The sequence below is a fragment of the Ereboglobus sp. PH5-5 genome, from assembly GCF_029504805.1.
GTDB lineage: Bacteria > Verrucomicrobiota > Verrucomicrobiia > Opitutales > Opitutaceae > Ereboglobus.
Window position 1 is genome coordinate 69,457 of the sequence record NZ_JAQFIT010000012.1, and the last position, 20,154, is coordinate 89,610.

Annotated in this window: 16 protein-coding genes; 12 read left to right on the top strand and 4 right to left on the bottom strand. The window is 61.1% G+C overall.

Annotation, left to right across the window (positions count from 1 at the left end; translation table 11 throughout):
• The first annotated feature begins 27 nt into the window (after positions 1–27).
• The 6 genes from rrtA to M2103_RS09230 all read left to right on the top strand — a co-directional run bounded on the left by rrtA (position 28) and on the right by M2103_RS09230 (position 6,002).
• Positions 28–672 carry a rhombosortase gene (gene rrtA, locus M2103_RS09205; RefSeq protein WP_277510130.1) on the top strand — a complete coding sequence of 215 codons (645 nt, stop codon included), beginning with the start codon at positions 28–30 and terminating at the stop codon, positions 670–672.
• Between the two features lie 263 nt (positions 673–935).
• Entirely contained in the window at positions 936–1,382 is a 447-nt protein-coding gene (locus tag M2103_RS09210; RefSeq protein ID WP_277510132.1) for a transcriptional repressor, read from the top strand.
• A gap of 125 nt (positions 1,383–1,507) precedes the next feature.
• The gene (gene sufC, locus M2103_RS09215) at positions 1,508–2,269 is read left to right on the top strand and encodes a Fe-S cluster assembly ATPase SufC (RefSeq protein ID WP_277510134.1); all 762 of its coding nucleotides are present in this window, start codon (positions 1,508–1,510) and stop codon (positions 2,267–2,269) included.
• Between the two features lie 65 nt (positions 2,270–2,334).
• The gene (gene sufB / locus M2103_RS09220; protein WP_277510136.1) at positions 2,335–3,783 is read left to right on the top strand and encodes a Fe-S cluster assembly protein SufB; all 1,449 of its coding nucleotides are present in this window, start codon (positions 2,335–2,337) and stop codon (positions 3,781–3,783) included.
• A 213-nt stretch (positions 3,784–3,996) separates the two neighbouring features.
• Entirely contained in the window at positions 3,997–5,295 is a 1,299-nt protein-coding gene (gene sufD / locus M2103_RS09225; protein WP_277510137.1) for a Fe-S cluster assembly protein SufD, read from the top strand.
• A gap of 137 nt (positions 5,296–5,432) precedes the next feature.
• Positions 5,433–6,002, top strand: coding sequence for an iron-sulfur cluster assembly protein (locus M2103_RS09230; RefSeq protein ID WP_277510138.1), 570 nt, complete (start codon positions 5,433–5,435; stop codon positions 6,000–6,002).
• A 76-nt stretch (positions 6,003–6,078) separates the two neighbouring features.
• On the opposite strand, the gene M2103_RS09235 is transcribed toward M2103_RS09230, so the two are convergent.
• Complete coding sequence (locus tag M2103_RS09235) at positions 6,079–6,510, bottom strand: GYF domain-containing protein (protein ID WP_277510139.1); 432 nt, start codon at positions 6,508–6,510, stop codon at positions 6,079–6,081.
• Positions 6,511–6,818: 308 nt separating this feature from the next.
• Between M2103_RS09235 and M2103_RS09240 the strand changes: the two genes are divergently transcribed.
• Positions 6,819–7,730 (top strand): A24 family peptidase, encoded by a 912-nt coding sequence (locus tag M2103_RS09240; RefSeq protein WP_277510141.1) that lies wholly within the window; start codon positions 6,819–6,821, stop codon positions 7,728–7,730.
• Between the two features lie 72 nt (positions 7,731–7,802).
• On the opposite strand, the gene M2103_RS09245 is transcribed toward M2103_RS09240, so the two are convergent.
• On the bottom strand, positions 7,803–12,098 hold the full coding sequence (locus M2103_RS09245; RefSeq protein WP_277510143.1) for an autotransporter domain-containing protein: 4,296 nt from the start codon (positions 12,096–12,098) through the stop codon (positions 7,803–7,805).
• Between the two features lie 162 nt (positions 12,099–12,260).
• On the opposite strand from M2103_RS09245, the gene sufU reads away from it, so the two are divergent.
• From sufU to purU, 4 genes are all read left to right on the top strand, one after another.
• Entirely contained in the window at positions 12,261–12,704 is a 444-nt protein-coding gene (gene sufU, locus M2103_RS09250; RefSeq protein WP_277510144.1) for a Fe-S cluster assembly sulfur transfer protein SufU, read from the top strand.
• 32 nt (positions 12,705–12,736) lie between these two features.
• Positions 12,737–13,972: a cysteine desulfurase gene (locus tag M2103_RS09255; protein ID WP_277510146.1), complete on the top strand. Its 1,236-nt coding sequence runs from the start codon at positions 12,737–12,739 to the stop codon at positions 13,970–13,972.
• Positions 13,973–14,137: 165 nt separating this feature from the next.
• On the top strand, positions 14,138–15,508 hold the full coding sequence (locus tag M2103_RS09260) for a hypothetical protein (RefSeq protein WP_277510147.1): 1,371 nt from the start codon (positions 14,138–14,140) through the stop codon (positions 15,506–15,508).
• Between the two features lie 78 nt (positions 15,509–15,586).
• Positions 15,587–16,447, top strand: a complete 861-nt coding sequence (purU, locus tag M2103_RS09265; protein ID WP_277510148.1) for a formyltetrahydrofolate deformylase — start codon at positions 15,587–15,589, stop codon at positions 16,445–16,447.
• Between the two features lie 496 nt (positions 16,448–16,943).
• On the opposite strand, the gene yegQ is transcribed toward purU, so the two are convergent.
• A complete protein-coding gene (gene yegQ / locus M2103_RS09270; protein ID WP_277510149.1) occupies positions 16,944–18,317 on the bottom strand; it encodes a tRNA 5-hydroxyuridine modification protein YegQ in 1,374 nt (457 codons plus the stop codon).
• 101 nt (positions 18,318–18,418) lie between these two features.
• Here yegQ and M2103_RS09275 point away from each other — a divergent pair, with 101 nt between their 5' ends.
• A complete protein-coding gene (locus tag M2103_RS09275; protein WP_277510151.1) occupies positions 18,419–19,216 on the top strand; it encodes a phosphatase PAP2 family protein in 798 nt (265 codons plus the stop codon).
• 36 nt (positions 19,217–19,252) lie between these two features.
• Here M2103_RS09275 and M2103_RS09280 read toward each other — a convergent pair whose 3' ends face one another.
• Entirely contained in the window at positions 19,253–20,152 is a 900-nt protein-coding gene (locus M2103_RS09280) for a DUF1266 domain-containing protein (RefSeq protein ID WP_277510152.1), read from the bottom strand.
• Between the last annotated feature and the right edge of the window lie 2 nt (positions 20,153–20,154).

Here is a 20,154-nt window from a genome sequence, read left to right on the forward strand (position 1 = left end):
TTTGGGGAGCTTTTGAAAAATATAAAAATGAAACGCATCCCATTCATCACCCTCGCCCTCGCCGCGCTCGCGCTTCTTGCCGCCGCGCTGCCGTCGTTCACGAGTGCGTTCGAGTTCACACGCGAATCCTTCGCGCGCGGCGAAATCTGGCGCGTGCTAACCGCGCATCTTACACATTTCGACGCGGCGCATTTGCGCTGGGATGTGTTTGCGCTGCTGCTCCTCGGCTCAATGGCGGAGTTGAAGTCGCGGCGCGACTGGCTTGTGACACTCGCCGTGTCCGCGCCGCTGATCACGCTGGCCGTTTGGATTCTCCAGCCGCATTTCGAGACGTATCGCGGTTTATCGGGGCTTGATTGCGCGGCCTACGGTGTCGTGGCGGGGCATTTGTTGCGCGACGGCTGGCGCGAGCGTCACACGCCCACGCTCGCGCTTGGCGTGCTGGCGTGCGGCGGCGCGCTGGCGAAGTGCGGTTACGAGCTGATCACGGGCAATCCGTTTTTTGTCGGCGAGACCGAGGCGTTTGCGCCCGTGCCGCTGGCGCATTTGGTTGGTGCCTCAATCGGTGTGCTAACTGTGTTCGTGCGCGGTTTTGTCAGCGAGATGTGCACTGGATGCACGAATACTTCCGGTGGCGTGGCTGGTAGCGTGAGCACTGGATTGGCCCAGTAGGACTAAGCTATGGCCACCTTTGGGTGGGTTGTGTGGTGGGGTTGACTCGCGTGTATTTGGAGGCCAGGCGCAAAGCGCCGCCCTTCCAAATATAATTTATCTATTGTAGATAAACATATTAGGCAATTTAAAGGACGTTTGAGGTTGGTAAATTATTGTGAATACAGCCCTCTTCTTAGAATGATTCTAAGTTTTTGTTGCATTTTAGACGCATTCTAATTTCATCCCGAAGATCAGAAATTCAGAAATCCTTACCATTTTCAATGGCTCACTCGACGACACATCATTCTGACGACCTCGCGCAACGTCTCGCGGACAGCGGTTTGCGCAACACCCCGCAGCGTGAACTCGTTTACCAGAGCATTCTCGCCCGCCGCGATCACCCGACCGCCGAGGAGATTTTCGCGCGCGTCAAGGCCGAGACGCCCACCATCTCGCTCGCCACCGTTTACAACTGCCTCGAAACGCTCATCGAGTGCCGCCTCGTGCGCGCCGTGCATTTCGAGCGCGCCTCGACCCGCTACTGCCCGAACCTCGTCCCGCACGCGCATTTTCACGACAGCAAAACCGGCGTCACGCACGACATCGACCTGCCGGAGGAACTCCTCGCCGCCCTCAAAAAACTCCTCCCCGAAGGCTACACCGCCGACATGATCGACATCACCTATCACGGCCGCGGGGCGGAAAAGCCTGAAAAACTAAACGACTGAAAGGCTGAAAACAGAAACCAAACGCTTACACTCGCCACTTTTCCCACCATTACAACTCCGACCTTTAGCCTTCAGGCTTGGCAGACTGTCGCTTCGCTCGAAACAGGTCTTCAGAACTTCACATCATGCACACGCTCGAAATCCGCGACCTCGTTGTCGCCCTCACTGAAACACCCGACAAGCCCATCGTCAAAGGCGTCAGCCTCACGATCAAATCCGGCGAAGTTCACGCCATCATGGGGCCCAACGGCACAGGCAAATCCACGCTCTCCAAGGCCGTCGCCGGCCATCCCGATTACACGATCACCGGCGGCGACGTCCTCCTCGACGGCAAATCCATCCTCGAAATGGAGCCCGACGAACGCGCCCGCGCGGGCATCTTCCTCGCGTTCCAGTATCCGAGCGAAGTCCCCGGCGTTTCCATTGCCAACTTCCTCCGCGCCGCGCTCCAGGCCCGTCTCGGCGAGGGCGAGGACCTCGACGCCGTCGGTTATTACAAAAGCCTCTACGCGAAAATGGACATGCTCAAAATCGACCGCAAGTTCACCTCGCGCGCCGTCAACGAAGGCTTCTCCGGCGGCGAAAAAAAGCGCTGCGAAATCCTCCAGATGGCCATGCTCGAGCCCGCCTTCGCGCTCATGGACGAAACCGATTCCGGCCTCGACATCGACGCGCTGAAAATCGTCGCCGAGGGCGTCAACCAGCTCCGCGGCCCCAAGCTCGGCGTCCTCCTTATCACGCACTACCAGCGCCTCCTCAACCACATCGTCCCCGACCACGTGCACGTCATGTATGACGGACGCATCGTGAAGAGCGGCGACAAAACCCTCGCCCTCGAACTCGAGGAAAAAGGCTACGACTGGCTCAAGACGGAAACCGCCGTCTAAAGTCCGCGCCGCCACCTCCGTCCATCAGTCATATCGGTCCCATCCGTCCCATTCCTTTCCGCATCATGCAACCTTTAGAACAACCAGCCATTCCCGATGCACAAGAAGCGGCGCAAGCCGCCGCGATTGGCATCGACCAGTCCGCGGGCGATTTTTCGTATGACATCAAATACGATTACGACGCGGGCAACGGCCTCACGGAAAACACCGTCCGCTACATCAGCGCCGTCAAAAAAGAGGCGCCTTGGATTCTCGATTTCCGCCTCAACGCGCTCAAAACATTTCTCGCCAAACCGCTTCCCACGCACTGGGCCACGCGCGATCTCGAAAACATCGATTTCGAAAAAATCCGCTACTACCTCGCGCAAGGCCAGAAGCCCAAGCGCACATGGGACGAAGTGCCCGAGGACATCAAAAAAACCTTCGAACGCCTCGGCATTCCCGAGCAAGAGCGCAAATACCTCGCCGGCGTCGAGGCGCAATTCGACTCCGAGGCCGCCTACTCCAACGTGAAGGAAATCGTCGCCAAGCAGGGCGTCATCTTCATGAACTCCACCGAGGCGCTCCGCGAGCACCCGGAGATCTTTCGCAAATGGTTCGGCAAAGTCATCCCGACCAGCGACAACAAATTCTCCGCGCTCAACAGCGCCGTGTTTTCCGGCGGCTCGTTCATCTACGTCCCGCCCGGCGTCAAGGTCGCGCAACCGCTCCAGGCCTACTTCCGCATCAACGCGGAAAACTTCGGCCAGTTCGAGCGCACGCTCATCATCTGCGACGAAGGCTCCGAAGTCACCTACATGGAAGGCTGCACCGCGCCGAAGTTCAGCACCGCCACGCTGCACTCCGCCGTTGTCGAACTCGTCGCCCTCAAGGGCGCGAAAATCCAATACATCACCGTCCAAAACTGGGCGTCCAACGTCTACAACCTCGTCACCAAGCGCGGACTCGCGCAGGAGGACGCCGAGATCAAATGGATCGACTGCAACATCGGCAGCCGCCTCACCATGAAATATCCCGGCGTCGTCCTCAAGGGCCGCCGCGCCCGCGGCGAAGTCATCTCCATCGCCCTCGCCAACGACGGACAGCACCAGGACACCGGCGCGAAAATGATCCACGCCGCCGACGAAACCACCTCGACCATCGTGTCGAAATCCATCTCCGTCGGCCAGGGCCGCGCCACCTATCGCGGTCAGGTTTACATCCCGAAGCACTTGAAAGGTTGCAAAAATAACACCGAGTGCGACGCCCTCCTCATCAACACCAACAGCCGCACCGACACCTATCCGGCGATCACCGTGCGCGGCGACAAGCACGCCACGCAACACGAGGCCAGCGTCTCGAAAGTCAGCGAGGAAATGATCTTCTACATGCAGCAACGCGGCCTCACCGAGGCGCAGGCGATGAGCCTCGCCGTCAACGGCTTCATCAACGACCTCGCGAACCAGTTCCCGATGGAATACTCCGTCGAACTCAAGCGCCTCATCGAACTCGAAATGGAAGGCTCCGTCGGCTGAGGCCGCGCTTCACGCGACCTCAACCTAATGAAGAATGAAAAATGAATAATGTAGAATGAGACAGAAGCAGCCACTCACCGAAAGCACGCTTGCGCAAGGAGCGGCGGCTTTCTAGCCGCCGGACGCGACACAGTCGCGCCCCATTCTCCATTTTTCATTATTCATTCTCCATTAGCTGCGCATCACCAAATAACGACCAACCACATTTTGCACATGCAATCAGCAGAACAACCAAAAGCATTCACCTCCCAAGAAGCAGCGCCGCAATGGTGGCAGGAAACCCGAGCCGCCGCATGGGAACGCTACAGCACCACGCCGCTCCCGGCCCGCGATGACGAACGCTGGCGCTTCTCCGACATCGCCGCCATCACGCTCGACGGCTACAACCTGAAAGGCGCGGACGGCCAGCCCGTGGACGGCGCCGGCGTCGCCGCCCTGTCGCCATTCACCAAAACCAAATACGCCGCGTCGCTCACCTTCGTGAACAACCGCCTCGCGCACCGCGCGCCGCTCCCCGGCGACCTCGCCACCAAGGGCGTCATCTTTTGCCCGCTCGACGAAGCCATCGAAAAATATCCGCAACACATCCAGGCCTACCTGCAAAAACACGACGTTGCGCTCGGCAGCGAAAAATTCACCGCCCTCAACACCGCCCTCACCACCAGCGGCGCGCTCCTCTACGTCCCGAAAGGCGTCACCATCGCCACCCCGCTCCTCCTCAAGCACATCGCCGCCGGCGACGCCACCAGCGTCTATCCGCACACGCTCGTCATCCTTGAGGACAACGCCCGCGCCACCCTCGTCGAATACTTCGCCAGCGCCGAGCCCGGGGCCCGCCACTTTGCCAGCGGCGTCAACGACCTCCACGCCGGCCCCGGCGCGCACCTCACCTACATCGGCGCGCAAACCTGGTCAACGAACACCCTCGCGTTCCAAACCAACTCCATCGTCGCGCAACGCGACGCGCGCATCCTCTCGCTCAACGTCCACCTCGGCGGACGCCTCGCGCGCCACGAATCGCACTCCCGCCTCCAAGGCCCCGGCGCGCACTCCGAAATGCTCGCGCTCACCGTCGCCACCGGCGCGCAAAAATTCGACCAGCGCACCCTCCAAACACACCAGGCGCCCAACACCTCCTCCAACCTCCTCTACAAAAACGCGCTCCTCGACACCGCGAAGACGATCTTCTCCGGCCTGATCGTCGTCGAACCCGACGCGCAAAAAACCGACGCCTACCAGTCGAACCGCAACCTCATGCTCAGCGACGACGCCGAGTCGAACAGCCTCCCCGGCCTCGAAATTCAGGCAAACGACGTCCGCTGCACGCACGGCTCGACCAGCGCCCGCATCCCCGCCGAGCAGGAGTTCTACCTCCAATCCCGCGGCATTGATCCCAAAAGCGCGCACGAACTCCTCGTCGCCGGCTTCTTTGAGGAAGTCCTCGCCAAACTCGAAAACGAAGAAATCCGAACCGCCCTGCGCGCAATGATCGAAGGCAAATTTAAAAAATAAGAATTAACCACGGAGGACACGGAGAAACACGGAGAATACTGCGGGGCGTTGCTTGCGACGCCCGGTTTTCCTAAAAATCTCCGTGCCACTCCGTGTCCTCCGTGGTTAAAAAATAAAATCCAACAAACCCACCCGCCATGTCCAAAGAACGCACCCTCTCCCGCGAAATCACCGCCACCCAAATCCCCAGTGGTGACAAGCAAACCCTCGCCGCCGGCACGAAAATTTTCCTCCACCAAACGCTGGGCGGCAGCTTCACCGTGCAAACCGATTTCGGCCTCTACCGCATCGACGGAGCCGACGGCGACGCGATCGGCGAATCCGTTGCCGATCACCGCGTGCACACCGAAACGCTCGAGGGCGGCGCGCCCAACCCCGAGGCGATCTGGGATCAGCTCAAAAAAGTTTACGACCCGGAAATCCCGGTGAACATCGTCGACCTCGGCCTCGTTTACACGATGGACGTCGAAAAAGTCGACCCCGCCGCCGATGCCGCCCCCGACGCGTCTCCCGCCTACAAAGTCAGTGTCGCCATCACGCTCACCGCCCCCGGCTGCGGCATGGGCCCGGCGATTGCGGAGGACGCCAAAAGCAAAATCCTCCTCGTCCCCGGCGTGAGCGACGCCGAAGTCCGCATCACCTGGGAGCCGCCCTGGAACCAGTCCATGATCAGCGAAGAAGGCAAAATGAAGCTCGGCCTCATCTGATCGCGGAGGGTTTTTGTCTGTTCGGGCAGTAATCCGAATTGCGCAACACCCGCGCGCGGGCGCGCCCCGGTTTCGCTCACTCGTTCGCAAACGCCGGGCTCGAATAGCTTGTGTCCGGCGGGTTGGAACTGGGCACCGGAAAACCGAAAAACTCCGGTTGCGCCCCCAGCTCGCGCCACGCGCTTTTTCCGCCCCGGTTGACGCGTGTGCGATGCGTTATCATGCCCTTTCGAAGCATGTGTTTCAACTCGCCGACATTGTGCGGACCGAACACATTTCCATCCTCGTCCGCATACGTGAAAACATCATCGCTCTCTTGAATTTGCCTGAGGCTTTTTTTGTCGAAGGGCGACTTCGAGTAGGACCCCGGCGGCGGCGCCACATTGCCGGGAACCACCGTGAAGAATTCAGGGAATGAATACAGCTTGCCCCATCCGCCGTCCGTGTCCTTGCGCGCCAGGGTGTCGGGGCGCACGGTGCCGTTTTTTATCATTGTGCGAATTTCCACGGGGGTGAGCGGGGGGGAGTCCGTTCCATTTTTGGTTTTTATGATGAACATAGGGCAAAATATAAAAATGACGTTCGGGGCTCTGACAGCGTCATGAAACATCGGTTCTGTTTATTTGGGATTTACGTGCAAATAATCGCATGGATTTGCATTGCGGGGAACGCGCGCCGCATTCCAAAATCCGCCGGTTTTCTGTCAACTCGAAATGCCTCGATAATAGTCTTTATGCGCCAACAAATCGAGTTACACGTATTGGCAGCCAGCATCCGGCGTGGCGCATAATTATAAATTACAATCCGATCAACTTAATGCACTTGGACAATGAATCCCTCTTCACCCTGCTGCCGTGGCTTTCGCCGGCGCTGGTGTTTTTGGTGGGCGCATGCATCGGGAGTTTTCTCAACGTGTGCATCTACCGCATTCCCGCCGGCAAGTCGGTCGTGCGGCCCGGCTCGCATTGCGTTTGCGGCAAACCGATCGCATGGCATGACAACATTCCGATTCTCGGCTGGCTGGTCTTGCGCGGGCGCGCGCGCTGCTGCGGAGCCAGTGTTTCGCCGCGTTATCCCTTTGTCGAGCTGCTCACGGCCTCGCTTTTTCTCGCCTGCTGGCTTTTGTTTCCGCCGTTCAAGGCGCTAAGCGGCATGCTTATGGTGAGTTTTCTGATATGCGGGGCGTTTATCGACATCGACCACTTTGAGCTTCCCTCCGTGTTCACCATAGGGTTGGGCATCGCGGGGATAATACTTTCCTGCCTCGTGCCGTCGTTGCACGGCCAGTCGCACGAAATTTTTGCCCTCGCCGCCCTGCGCTCCGGGCTTCTCAGCCTGCAGGGCCTGCTGATTGGCTCGGCGGTGATCCTGTGGATCGCCCTCGTCGCGGAGGCGCTGCTCAAGAAGGAGGCCATGGGCTTCGGCGACGTGCTGCTGGTCGGCGGCATCGGCGCGTTTTGCGGATGGCAGGGGGCGGTGTTTTCAATTTTCGGCGGGGCGTTTCTGGGCCTGCTTTGCGTGGCGCTGGTCTTCGCGTGGAACGCGGTCGCCTCGAAAAAAATCCGCGTCAAGTCGCTCGAGTCCCCCGAAAAGGAGGACGAGCTGAACAGGCATTCCCACATTCCCTTCGGCCCGATGCTCGCCGCGGGCGGGCTTGTTTATTTTCTTCTTGCTCACAAATGGATTGATCCGGTGCTCGCCAGTATAAACGCGATTATCTGGAAATAATATAAGCGGATTTCCGTTTTGCCGCGGCGGGCGGTCGCGAATTATATAAAATAATAATTATTTAATTGTCGATCACCACGCGCAGTCCGCGCCAAGGCGCAGCGTGTAGCCGTCGAATTTGCCGCCGGCGCGCGCGGTGACGGAGGCGGAAGCCGCCCAGCGCCCGCCGCCGCGCCAAATCAGGCCGGCGTCAAGCTCGGCGCTCAAGCCGCCAAAGTCGGCTTTGATTGCATCCCCGGCAATGGCCATCCGGGTTTCCCCGTCGAATTCGTGCAGGGCGCTGAGACGGACGCGCGGAATCAAATGCCCGCGCTTGAGCGGCCATGCGCGATCAAAGGCAACGGCAAGGCGCGCGGCCAGGCTCGTGAAATCGGCAATTTCATACATGCGCCCAAAGCGGTCGGTTGTGTTGTCGATGTCGTGGCACTGGTGCTCGAAGGCGGCGAGCGGTTCGACGCGCCAGCCCGATTTAGTGCCGAAGGCGCGGCCGATTTGGATGGTCGCGCCTATGTCGTCGCCATCGGTCGAAAAAGTGGAGGCCCCGGGAGCGCTGATGTCGTAGCCGGCCCTGGCCCCTCGCACGATGACGGCGGCGTTCCAGGCCTGTCCGGCGAGTGCCGCGTAGAGGCCGGCGCCGCGAATGTCAGCCTTGGTTCTTGTTCCGCGCGAGAGTTCCATTTCGGCGTCGAGGAGATCGGCAAAGAGTCCCAGCCTGAATGTGCGACTCCCGGTTTTGCGGACAAGTCCCGCGCCGGCCTGCAAACCGGCGATCTCAATGGACGCGCCGGTGTAAACGGTTTGGTTGGCGCGATCCCTCCGATAGGCGAGGCCGGCCCAGAGGTCGGCGTTGCGGGCGCGGGGATTTTCGGAAATACGCAGATCGTCGAGGCGCGCGAGGAGCGTGTCGAAGGCGGCGCGACCGGCTTGCAGCGCGATGGCGTCGGTGCCGGCGACGGCGGGGATCTCGGGCGAAAAGTTATCAAGCACAAGACGCCATTCGCGAGCGGCGGCGGCGTTGTCGGGAAGGAACAGGTAATCGTATGCGCCGACGACAAAACGCGACCCGCCGGCGAGCGCAAAGGCGTCACCGGGGCTCGCCGCCCCGGCGGTGATGAGCGCGGGCGTGGAGGCGGGCAGCGGCGAGCGGTCGGCGGTGGCGCGCGTATCCGTTAATTGGATACGGACCGTCGTTTGTCCCGACGCGGAGCCGGAGATGGCGAGCGAGCCGGCTCGCGGCTCCGCGCCGTCGGCGAGCAGGAGGTCGAGCGTGAGCGTGCCGCGCGCGGCGGCGTAGTCGCCCGCGATGGCAAGGTGCGCGGTGGAGAGGTTCACGAGGCCGCGGTTGCTGGTGAGCGAGGCGACGGCCTGGTCGTGGCCGGCGAGATCGAGCGCGGCGCCGGAGTGCACGGTGTGGCGCGAGTCGCGCGCAAACACGTTTGCGGCGGCGGCGCGCAGCGTGCCGGTTTGGACGAGCGTGGCGCCCCTGTAATCGGCGGACGCGGCGAGCGTGAGCGTGCCCGCACCCGCCTTCGTGAGCGCACCCGAACCGGTGATTGCGCCGCGAAGGACGAGCGTGCCGCCGTCCGCGGTTGCGATGGCGGCGGTTGTTTCGGGAGCGATTGATATCGGCGCGGTGATTTCTACTTCGGCGGAGGCGGCGAGCGAGAGTGTGCCGTTGCCGGTTATGTTGATGGCGGGGGTGTCGAGTTGCGCGGCGCGCGTGAATGCGATGACGCCGCCCTCAAGCGTGATGCCGCCGTGAAATGTGTTGGCGGCGTTCTCGAAGGCGAGCGTGCCCGCGCCGGTTTTGCGGAGGCGTCCTGTCGCGCCGGCGAGCGTGCCTGTGACAACACTCGCGGCGTCGGCGGTGATGGTGTCGCCGGTGAAGGTTGTCGTGGCGTTCCCCGAGACGATGATGTCGGAAACGGTGACGGCGGTCGGAATGTCGATTGGCGCCGCGGTGTTTTGAAAGGTGACGCGGTCGCCGTCGGCGAAGCGCGTGACCGTGCCGGTGTCGGTCCATTGGCCGACGTGCGCGCCCGTCCAGAGGTTCGCGGTCGCGCCGGTGCCGCCCGTCCATGCGAGCGCGCGCGACATGTCCACTTGCGTTTCGACGAGAAGGAGGCTGCCGCTGGTTTTGAGCACGGCCTTGCGCCGGAAGTCGTCGAGTTGCTCCGCGCCATCGACGGTGAGGGTGACGGCGGGCGCGAGCGCGGCGAGGTTGCCGAGGTTGTAGGTGCCGCTTTGGATGTGTCCGCCAACGTCGATTGTGTTCGCGCCCGTAATGTTGAGCGAGACGGCGTGGATGCGGTCGGATTCGAGATAACCGTCGGACGCCACGCCGTCGTAAAGTGTGAACGCGAGCGTGGCGTTTTCGAGCGCGAGCGCGCCGCCGAGCGTGAGCGTGGCGGGCGCGGTGGAGCCGCCGGCGGTGGCGAGCCGCATGGAGCCTTGCGCGACGCGGAGCGTGCCGAGAAACGCGGTGGCGTCGGCGTCGAGAAAGATGAGCGCGCCCGCGCCGGTTTTTGTGAGCGTGGAGTCGGCGGCGGAGGCGAGCGCGCCGGAAAGCGCGAGCGTGTTTGTCCGCGTGTCGATGATGCCCGACGAGGCGGGCGCGAGCGTGATGGTGTTGGCGAGGGTTTGTTCGTTGGCGTCGACGCGGAGCGTGGCCCCGCTCGCGGAGGCGAAGCGGATTTCGTTTGTGGTCGCGCCGAGTTGCGCGGCGTTGGAAATGGCGAGCGTGCCTCCGGCGAGCATGACGCCGCCGGTGAAGGTGCTGTCGGCGTTCGCAAGAAGGAGCGTGCCGGAGTCGCGTTTTTCGAGCACGCCGCCGCCGGTGAGCGCGGCGGCGAGGGTGAGCGTTTTTCCCGCGCCAACGGTCGCGGCGATGGCGCCGGCGTCGAGTTGGAGCGTGTTGTTTTCGCCGGCCAGGACGAGCGTGCCGGAGCCGCCGATTGCCGCGCCGTCGCGGAGTGTGACGCCGGTTGTCGCGGTGGTGACGATGGTGAGAAGACCGCCATCGACGAAGAGCGTGGAGGTGGCGAGAAACGCGGCGGAGCCCGAGAGCGCGCCGATGCCGCCGAGCGCGCCGCCGCCGACAGTGTATGCGGAGGCGTTGAGTTTTGCGCCGGCGTTGCCGAGGAGAAGCGCGCCACCGGTGATGTTGATTGCGCTTCGGTAGTTGGAGTTGTCGGCGTTGAGAACGAGCGCGCCGTCGCCGGTTTTGTTGATAACATGGCCGATGGCCGCGCCGCTTGAGCCGCCGTCGGCAATGGTGTCGAGCGTGCGGTCGGCGGCGTTCGCATCGCCGATAACGTAGCGCGTGTCCGGGCCGGTGATGTCGAAGTTCACGATGGCGTTGGTGCCGGTGATGTAGAGAAAGCCGCCGCTCGCGCCGGTGGTGCCGGAGGATTTGTTGCCGGTGCTGGTGGCGGATGTGGTGGCGCGGATTGTGAGCGTGCCGCGATTTGTGAATATCGCCCCGCCGTTGCCCGCGGCGGTGTTGTCGGTGAACGTGACGTCGGCGAGCACCACCGAGGCCGCGGTGCTGGCGTTGACCGCGCCGCCGTGCGACGAGGCCGCGACGTTGCCCTTGAACCGCGCGCGTTCAACGACGACCGTGCCGCTGTTGGCAAAGAGCGCGCCGCCGGCGTTGGCCGTGTTGTCCGCAAACACAACATCCGTCAAAAAGGAACTGGTGTTTGCGCCGGTGTTGTAAATGGCGCCGCCATTGGTTCCGGCGGTGTTGTTCGAGAATGTGCCGCCGGTGAGGATGAGCGTGTTGCCGCCGCGGTAAACCGCACCGCCGTGGGTCGCGGCAGTGTTGCCGTCGAAATGGCTTTGCGTGATGGTGGCGTAACCGGTGCCGTAAAACGCCCCGCCGCTCGCGCCCGCTGTGTTGGAGGCAAAAACGGCGTTATGGATGCGCGAGGTGCCGTTTGTGATGAGCGCGCCGCCATTGCCCGATCCGGTGGAATTGAGCTCGAGGATGGCGTTGGCGAGTGTGAGGAGGACGCGGTTGTTGGTGATGCCGATGGCGCCGCCGTGTTTGTCGGCGCGATTGTTTTGAAACCTCACCGCGCCGTTGCCGGCGATGGCGGCCGGGGCGGGCGCGAAGTTGAGCACCATGCCGGACGCGGAGCCGTTGTAGGCGAACACGCCGCCATCGGTGCCGCTCGCGCCAAGGCCGTTGGCGAACACAAGCGTCGCCCCGTCGGCGACGAGGTAGGCGGTGGTGCCGGAGGCGTTGAGCGTGCGCGGCGCGGGATCGATGGTCGTGCTGGTTGTTATGAGGACCGGGTCGGCGCAAAGCGTGCCTAGTGCGAACGCGCAAATAAAAACCACAAAAAATCGGGATGTTGCGGGCATGTCGAGGGGTGTCGGGGGTTGCGAAACGCGGGGCTGTGTCGATGCTCTGACTACGTTGATATCCGGACAGCGGCAAGCCCAAGTTTTTTTGGCCATTCGCGCGATTTTCACGCTATTGCGCCGCGCGGGGTTTTTCCCATAGTCGGGGAAAATTTTCATCTCATGAGCGAGCTCAACGATCTCTACCAATCGGTCATCCTCGACCACAACAAGCGCCCGCGCAACCGCCGCAAGCTGCCCGCCGCCACGCGCGTCGCCACGGGCGACAACCCGACTTGCGGCGACCAGTGCACGGTGTATGTGCGCATGGACGCGGACCGCATCGGCGAGATCACTTTCGAGGGTTCCGGCTGCGCGATTTCGCAGGCGTCGGCCTCGCTCATGACCACGCAGCTCAAGGGCAAAACCGCCGCCGACGCGGAGACTACGTTTAACGAATTCGCCGAAATCGTGAAAACCGGCAACGCCCCCGAGGAGTTTTCCGAGCTGGCCGCGTTTGCGGGAGTGCACGCCTTTCCCGCGCGCATAAAATGCGCCACGCTCGCCTGGCACGCCGCCCTCGAGGCGCTCAAGCAGCCCGACAAAACGCCGGAGCCCCAACAATAAACCCGCGATTGCGCCGCCTTCCCATTTTCGAAATGACTTCACTCGCACACACCCGCGCCGATTTTCCCGCGCTCAACCAAAATGTCGGCGCGCATCCGCTCGTCTATCTCGACAACGCCGCCACCTCGCAAAAACCGCGCGCGGTCATCGACGCGATCTCGCGCTATTACGAACGCGACAACAGCAACGTCCACCGCGGCCTCCACGCGCTCTCCATGCGCTCGACCGACGGCTATGAGGCCGCCCGCAAGCGCGCCGCGCAATTCATCAACGCCGCCGATCCCGCCGAGATCATTTTCACGCGCGGCACCACCGAGTCGGTCAACCTCGTCGCGCAAAGCTGGGGCGCGGCAAACCTCCGCGCCGGCGACGTCATCCTCATCACGGAAATGGAGCATCACTCCAATCTCGTGCCGTGGCAGCAAATCGCGCGGCGCACCGGCGCCACGCTCCGCTACGTGCCCGTCGCCGGCGAAAACGCGCAGCACGGGCTCGACCTCGACGCGCTCGACAAACTCCTCACGCCCGACGTGAGGCTGTTCGCCTTCACGCACATCTCAAACACCCTCGGCGTCATCAACCCCGTCGCCGAACTCTGCGCGCGCGCGAAAAAAATCGGCGCGCTCACGCTCGTTGACGCCGCGCAGTCAATCGGACACGAACCGATCGATGTCCGCGCGCTCGATTGCGACTTCCTCGCCTTCTCCGGACACAAAATGTGCGGCCCCACCGGCATCGGCGTTCTCTACGGACGCCGCGCGCTCCTCGACGCGATGCCGCCGTGGCAGGGCGGCGGCGGCATGATCGCCAGCGTCGAATATTTCAACACCACCTACAAACCCTCGCCCGAGCGCTACGAAGCCGGCACGCCCGATGTCTCCGGAGCCATCGGCCTTCACGCCGCGATGGATTACCTCGACGCCATCGGACGCCCGCTCATCGCCGAACACGACAACAGCCTCGCCGCGCAAGCCCGCGCCGCGCTCGCCGAGCTGCCCGGCATCCGCATCCTCGGCCCCGAGCAAAACAGCAAACGCGGCGGCCTGGTGAGTTTTGCGTTCAAGGACGTGCACGCGCACGACGTGGTCACCTTCGCCGACCAGGACGGCGTCGCCCTGCGCGGCGGCCATCATTGCAACCAGCCCCTCATGCGCAAACTCGGCCTGCCCAGCACCACGCGCGCCAGTTTTTATATCTACAACACGCCGGAGGAAATCGACACCTTGATAAAATCCCTCCACAAAATCCTGAAATTCTTCGGCAGTTAGTATTATTATTTAACCACGGAGGGCACGGAGAGACACGGAGACAGACAGAGCACAAATATTTCACCTCCGTGCTTCTCCGTGTTCTCCGTGGTTAATAAAAATTTCGAACAAACCATCCATGTCATCCGCCACCACCCCAGATAAACACCAAAGAACATGATATGCATGAAGCCTCATTTATTACCCCATTACGCCCTGCTCGCGTTCACTTTTCTCTGGGCGTTCATGACCACGGTTTTAACAGCGGCACCAGCCGGACGTCTTACCGCGATATACCACGACATTGAGTGCGAGTTCTCGCCGGGGCAGGAAACTTTGGCGCAAGAGCTGGCGCGCCGTTTGAACCAATATCACCACGAGACACCGGCAAGCACTGTCGCAGAAGAAACAGAAAGCAAGGAGCCGCTCAGTCCCGCTGAAATGCGGGCTCACCGCGATGATTATCTTCGCCATATTGCGTCACAGTTGAACCTGAAAAAGCCAACGGACTGGCAGGAGGAATGCTATGACGAATTTTTGAAAAATTACGAGGCGACTATGCGCGGTTATGCGGAAATGAGAAATTTTCCCACATTTATCAAAACGTGCGGGCGCATTACGATTTGGAACCGGCCTGAACTGATGCGCAGACTGGAGGCCGGAGAAAAGATTTCCGGCATGAGTTACGATCCAGTTGCGAAAAAAGTGGGGGCTAAATTTAGCTTTTTTAGTGAAACGCAAAAGAACATGGAGACTTTGTCTGTCGAAAGGGATTCTTTGCGCGCAGAATATCAACTGCTGCTTGATGGCGACAGTGACCACGTTTCTTATCGTGGGCGGGTGACGACAAAAAAACGCAACGCGTCACCTGCAAAAACGTCACCATCGAAAACTAAAAACACCGCGTCCAAGGAAAATACAGGATGGTTCCCGGTAATTATCCCCGATGTGGATGTTGATGCTCCAGTCCATGAACTTGCCGCCAAACTATGGAACGAATCTTTCATAAAGCTGTTCGAAGGTGTTGAGAGTATTCGCATCCCCCTTGTTGATTATCGTATCGCCAAAATCGTTCTGCATGAGACTGCGGAGATCGGCATTATAGATCATTACTATCGCAAGTCGGACAGGCGTTGGTTTTGCGATGGTGTGGCCAATTATATTTCCTGGCGGGTAGTTCGCGACATGCACGGTGAGTCTATCGCGACATCCGTCTATGATGTGCGCTCCCAGCTGACACGCTATGACAATCTGCGCGCCAAGATTGATCTGCGCAAATGGCCTGTTGCGGCAAAACAAACCGAAAAGGACCGCAAAAGTCGCCTCAACTCCGCGAATTACACCTTCGCCACGCAAGCGGTCTTTTTAATGAATCAAAAAGCAGGGAATGATATTCTGCCCCGCTTGTTTGCGGAGATCGGCAAAACACCCATAAGAAAAGTGTCGATGAAAACTGTGGAAAGCGCGTGGAAAAAACTAACCAATGGCAACTTGAGCGCCATTCTTGCCGAAGCGGTTGGTCAGCCCAATCCCAAAAATGAATCAACTCGCCCGTAATTCAGTTTGGCGAAAACTCCGAATATCTTGAATCGCGAGCCTTAACTAATACACACACATCTTACCACGGATTTATATATGATTGATACCACAACCACCCTCGTCGCGCTCCTTCACGGCCCGGACCAGCCCGGACTCGTCGCCAAAACCTCCGGCTGGATTTATGAAAACGGCGGCAACATTCTCCATGCCGACCAGCATCGCGATATGCAGGCCGAAATTTTTTTCCAGCGCATCGAGTGGACCGCCACAACCGGCAAGGGGCTCGCCTCTGATGGCACGCTCTTCAAGCGCTTCGCCGAAAACCTCGGCATGAACGTCCGCGTCGCCAACGCCTCGCACCGCACGCGCGTCGCCATTTTAGTGTCGAAGTTCGACCACTGTTTTCACGACCTCATCCTCCGATGGAAATCGGGCGACTACCACTGCGACATCGTCGCCATCGTATCAAACCACCGCGACCTCGAAGCCGCCGCGCAAAACTACGGGCTGCCCTTTCACCACATTCCCGTAACGGCGGAGACGAAACCCGCAGCCGAGGCCGCGCAACTCGCGCTCTGCGAAAAACTCGGCGTCGAACTCGTGATCATGGCGCGTTACATGCAAGTGCTCTCCGCCGATTTTCTGGGCAAGGCGACGTTTCCCGTCATCAACATCCACCACTCGTTCCTCCCCGCCTTCGCCGGCGGCAAACCGTATCACCAGGCGCACACGCGCGGCGTGAAACTCATCGGCGCGACCGCCCACTACGCCACGCCCGTGCTCGACGACGGCCCGATCATCCAGCAGGACGTCGCCCGAGTCACGCACCGTCACTGCGTGGAGGATTTGATTCGAAAGGGCCGCGACCTGGAAAAAATCGTCCTCGCCCAAGCCGTCCGCTGGCACCTCGACCACCGCGTGCTCATCTACGGAAACAAAACCGTGGTGTTTGATTGATCCGAGTGGAATGCCAGGCACAGCGCAATCAAGGTGGCACGCCATCGATTTATTCACACCAAGACTTGGCCAATTGCTGGATTGATTCAGCGATTGGCCAAAGCACAAAGCCGCCTCAGGCCAATATGAAAACCCTCGCGGACGATTGACCCACATGAAATCCGACGCCTGCCTCCAGCCGCAGAGTCATCACCTGCATCGGCAACAAGCGCGCGTTGCTGCCGTTCATCGGTGAGGGGCTCGGCATTGTCAAAAGGCGGCTCGGGCAAAACTAACCGCGCTCGCTCGGTTTGTTTTCGGGCACAGGAATCGCGGCGCGTTACCTCAAGCGGCACTTCGGCAGATAATCGCCAACGATCTCGAAAACTACAGCCGCATCACAAACGAATATTATCTCTCGAAACAAAAATATAACACCTTCCTCGCCAGCCGAAACTTGGGCAGCCGTCCTAAACACGTCCGGGAGTTTTTGTGTTTGCTGGAGAAACAATAAAGATCACGAGCCTGCCGGGCCGGGTTGGGGACGCGCTTCCCGCGCTGTTTGCAAATACCGCGCCACCAGCGTCAATCCCGGGAGCGTTTCGCCGAGTTTGGCGCGAACCGTGTGGCCGTTGCCGGGGGCGGTTTCGACGGGCTGGCCTTCGGTGTTTTCGAGTGCGCCAAGCGTCATGTCGCGGTCGCCGTCGGGCGAGATGATTTCCAAGCGGTCTCCGACGGCGAAGCGGTTTTTCACGTCGAGCGTGGAATAGCCTGTCGCCGCATCATAGGCAGTCACCTCGGCGACGAATTCCTGCGTGTCGGTGCGTGATTCGCCGCGTTCGTAGTTTTGCGTTTCGCGCGCCTCGTGGCGTCCGAGAAAACCGTCCGTGTAGCCGCGGTTTGCGAGGCCGTCGAGTTTGGCGAGGAGCGCGGGATCGAAGGGGCGGCCCGCGACGGCGTCGTCGATGGCGCGCTTGTATAGTTGCGCGGTGCGGGCGGCGTAGTAGTGCGACTTGGTGCGGCCCTCGATCTTGAGCGAGTCAACGCCGATCTCGACGAGACGGCGCACGTGCTCAATGGCGCGGAGGTCGCGCGAGTTCATGATGTAGGCGCCGTTTTCGTCCTCGAAGATTTCCATGTATTCGCCGGCGCGGCGGGCGGTTTCGTCGATGAGCCAGGGTTGTTGCGCGAGCGGATGCGGATGGTAGGCGGGATCGGGGGTGAAGGCGTCTTGCGGGCGCGCCTCCGCGGACGGGGCCGGGGCAATCCCGTATTTCCAGCGGCAGGAGTTGGTGCACGCGCCTTGGTTTGAATCGCGACTGCTGAAATAACCGGACAACAAACAGCGGCCCGAATGCGCGATGCAGAGCGCGCCGTGGACAAACACCTCCAGCTCCATGTCGGGGCACGCCTGGCGGATTTCGGAGATTTCATCGAGCGAAAGCTCGCGCGAGAGGATGATTCGGCGCAGTCCGAGCTTTTGCCAGAAGCGCACGCTCGAGGAGTTCATCGTGCTTGCCTGCACGGAGAGATGCACGGGCATTTCGGGCCAGCGTTCGCGCACGAGCATGATGAGCCCGGGGTCGGCCATGATGAGCGCGTCGGGTTTTTGCGCGTTGTCGAGGATGGGCGCCATGTCGTCGATGAAGGTGCGCACTTTGCGGTCGTGCGGGACGAGGTTGACGGCGAGGAAGAATTGTTTGCCGGCGGTGTGCGCGGTCGCGATGCCCTCGGCGAGGGCGGCGGCGTTGCGAAAGGTGTTTTTGCGCACGCGCAGGCTGTAGCGCGGCAGGCCCGCGTAGACGGCGTCGGCTCCGTAGGCGCAGGCGAAGCGCAGGGCTTTCAGCGAACCGGCGGGGCTGAGGAGTTCGGGACGGCGTGGTTTGTTCATGCGCGCCATGAGAAGACGGCGCGGTGTGTGTTGCGAGGTGCAAAATCGCGCCGCGTTAAAAGGATTTCCAAATGTCGCCGCGCCCGCCAATAGTTTCCGGCGTGTCCCAGCCTTCCAACTCATCACGCGCCCGTGACGGTGTCGCAAATCGATCCGCCGGTTTGTCGCGAATCGTCCTCGCGACCGCAATCGCAACGGTCGTGCTGCTTGCTCCCGCGCTGGCGGCATGGGTTGCCGACTGGCAGTGGGCGCCCGAAAACAAATCGTGGGTTTCCGTGGCGGTAATTGTGACGGACACCGCGGGGTTTCCCTTCGCGATCGCGACATGCGCGGCGCTGGCGGCGTTGTTTGTCTTGTTGATCAAGCCGTCGTGGCCGCGCGGCGCGCTCATGGTTGTGCTGCTGTGCGCGGCGGCGGTTTGCGGCGGCCAAATCGTCAAGACGGTGTTGAAGAATTTATTTCAGGAACCGCGTCCGTATGTCGAATGGCTTGCGCAAAATCACGGACTAAAAAGCGAGCAGTTTTACGCGATGATGCGCGGTGAGCGCGCGGAATGGTTGCGGGAAAACATCGCCGCCGACCCGCGAGTGCCCGAAGCGCTGCGCGAACATTGGGAGGCGGAAACGGGGTATTCGTTTCCCTCGGGGCACACGGCCTTTGTCGCAGTTTGGGCGTTGCTGGGCGTGACGTTGTTGTGGAGGCGGGGGTGGGGCGGGCGAGTGTGTTGCTGCGCCCTGGTTGCATGGGCGCTGCTCGTGGAAATCACGCGCCTTGCGCTCGGCATGCACTGGCCCGGCGATGTGGCGGCGGGTGTGTTACTGGGCTGGGTGGTTGTTGCGGGTCTTGTCGCGGTTTGCCGAAATCGCATGACACCGCCCGCGGGGCGCGCCGGCTCTTAAGCCGTCATTGGCGGCGCGCGGATAGTTCGCGCCTCGTCACCACGGCATTTGCACCCACGGGCTGTCCTCGTCCTCGAGCAAATAATCGGCGATCTCGGCAATGTCGCTGTTGTCGCAATCGGCGCCGCCCCAGAGCGCGCGGCCGAGCACATAACTCTTCGCGTATTCTTTCCACGAGCCGAAGGTTTGCCCCGCAATTTGGTGGGCGGCCTCAATGTAATTCCAAGTTTGCTCGTCGTTGATGTAACGCATCTCGCGGCACAGTCGCGCCAGATACACAAGCCGCCCGCAATCCCATCCGGCGACTCCGTAACGCTCGATGCTCGCGCTCGCCGTCGAGTCGATCACGCCGTCCTCCACGAGCTCATCAAGCGTTTCGTTGAGGTGGGAAATTTGAGCCAGCGTTTTTTCGCGGTCCTCCTCGCTGTCGGGAAACGCGGCCGCGACGATGCGTTTTTGCTCCGCGGCGGGTTCGCGATAGGCGCGCATCACGACGGGAAAATAATGGCGAAATCCCTTGTCGCGCAGGTAATCGAGCGTGGTGGCCGCATCATCAACGCCCGCGATTCCCCACCATTCGCCGACAACGCGCCGGACTTCTTTTTTGGGGAGGCCGGTGTCGAGTGTGTTCAGCCACGCCTTTTGCTGCTCGCTGTAAATCGCGCCGAGGGAGAGTTTTTTATACTGTTCGGGCGGTAGCGCGACATCGGGATCATCATTGTAATAAATCATGCGATCCTCGTCGTCCTCGTCCTCATCATCATACTCGTCGTCCTCCTCGTCATCGCCGGCTTCGCGAATCGGGCTCGGGCGGCCTTGCAGCGCGGGAAGTATTTTGACGAAGAAAAAGTAACTCGCCGTGACCGTAATGATGAACGCGGCGATGTATGGCGTGGCCGAGTCGGGGATGGTGATGGCAATTTGCAGCAGGGGCATGA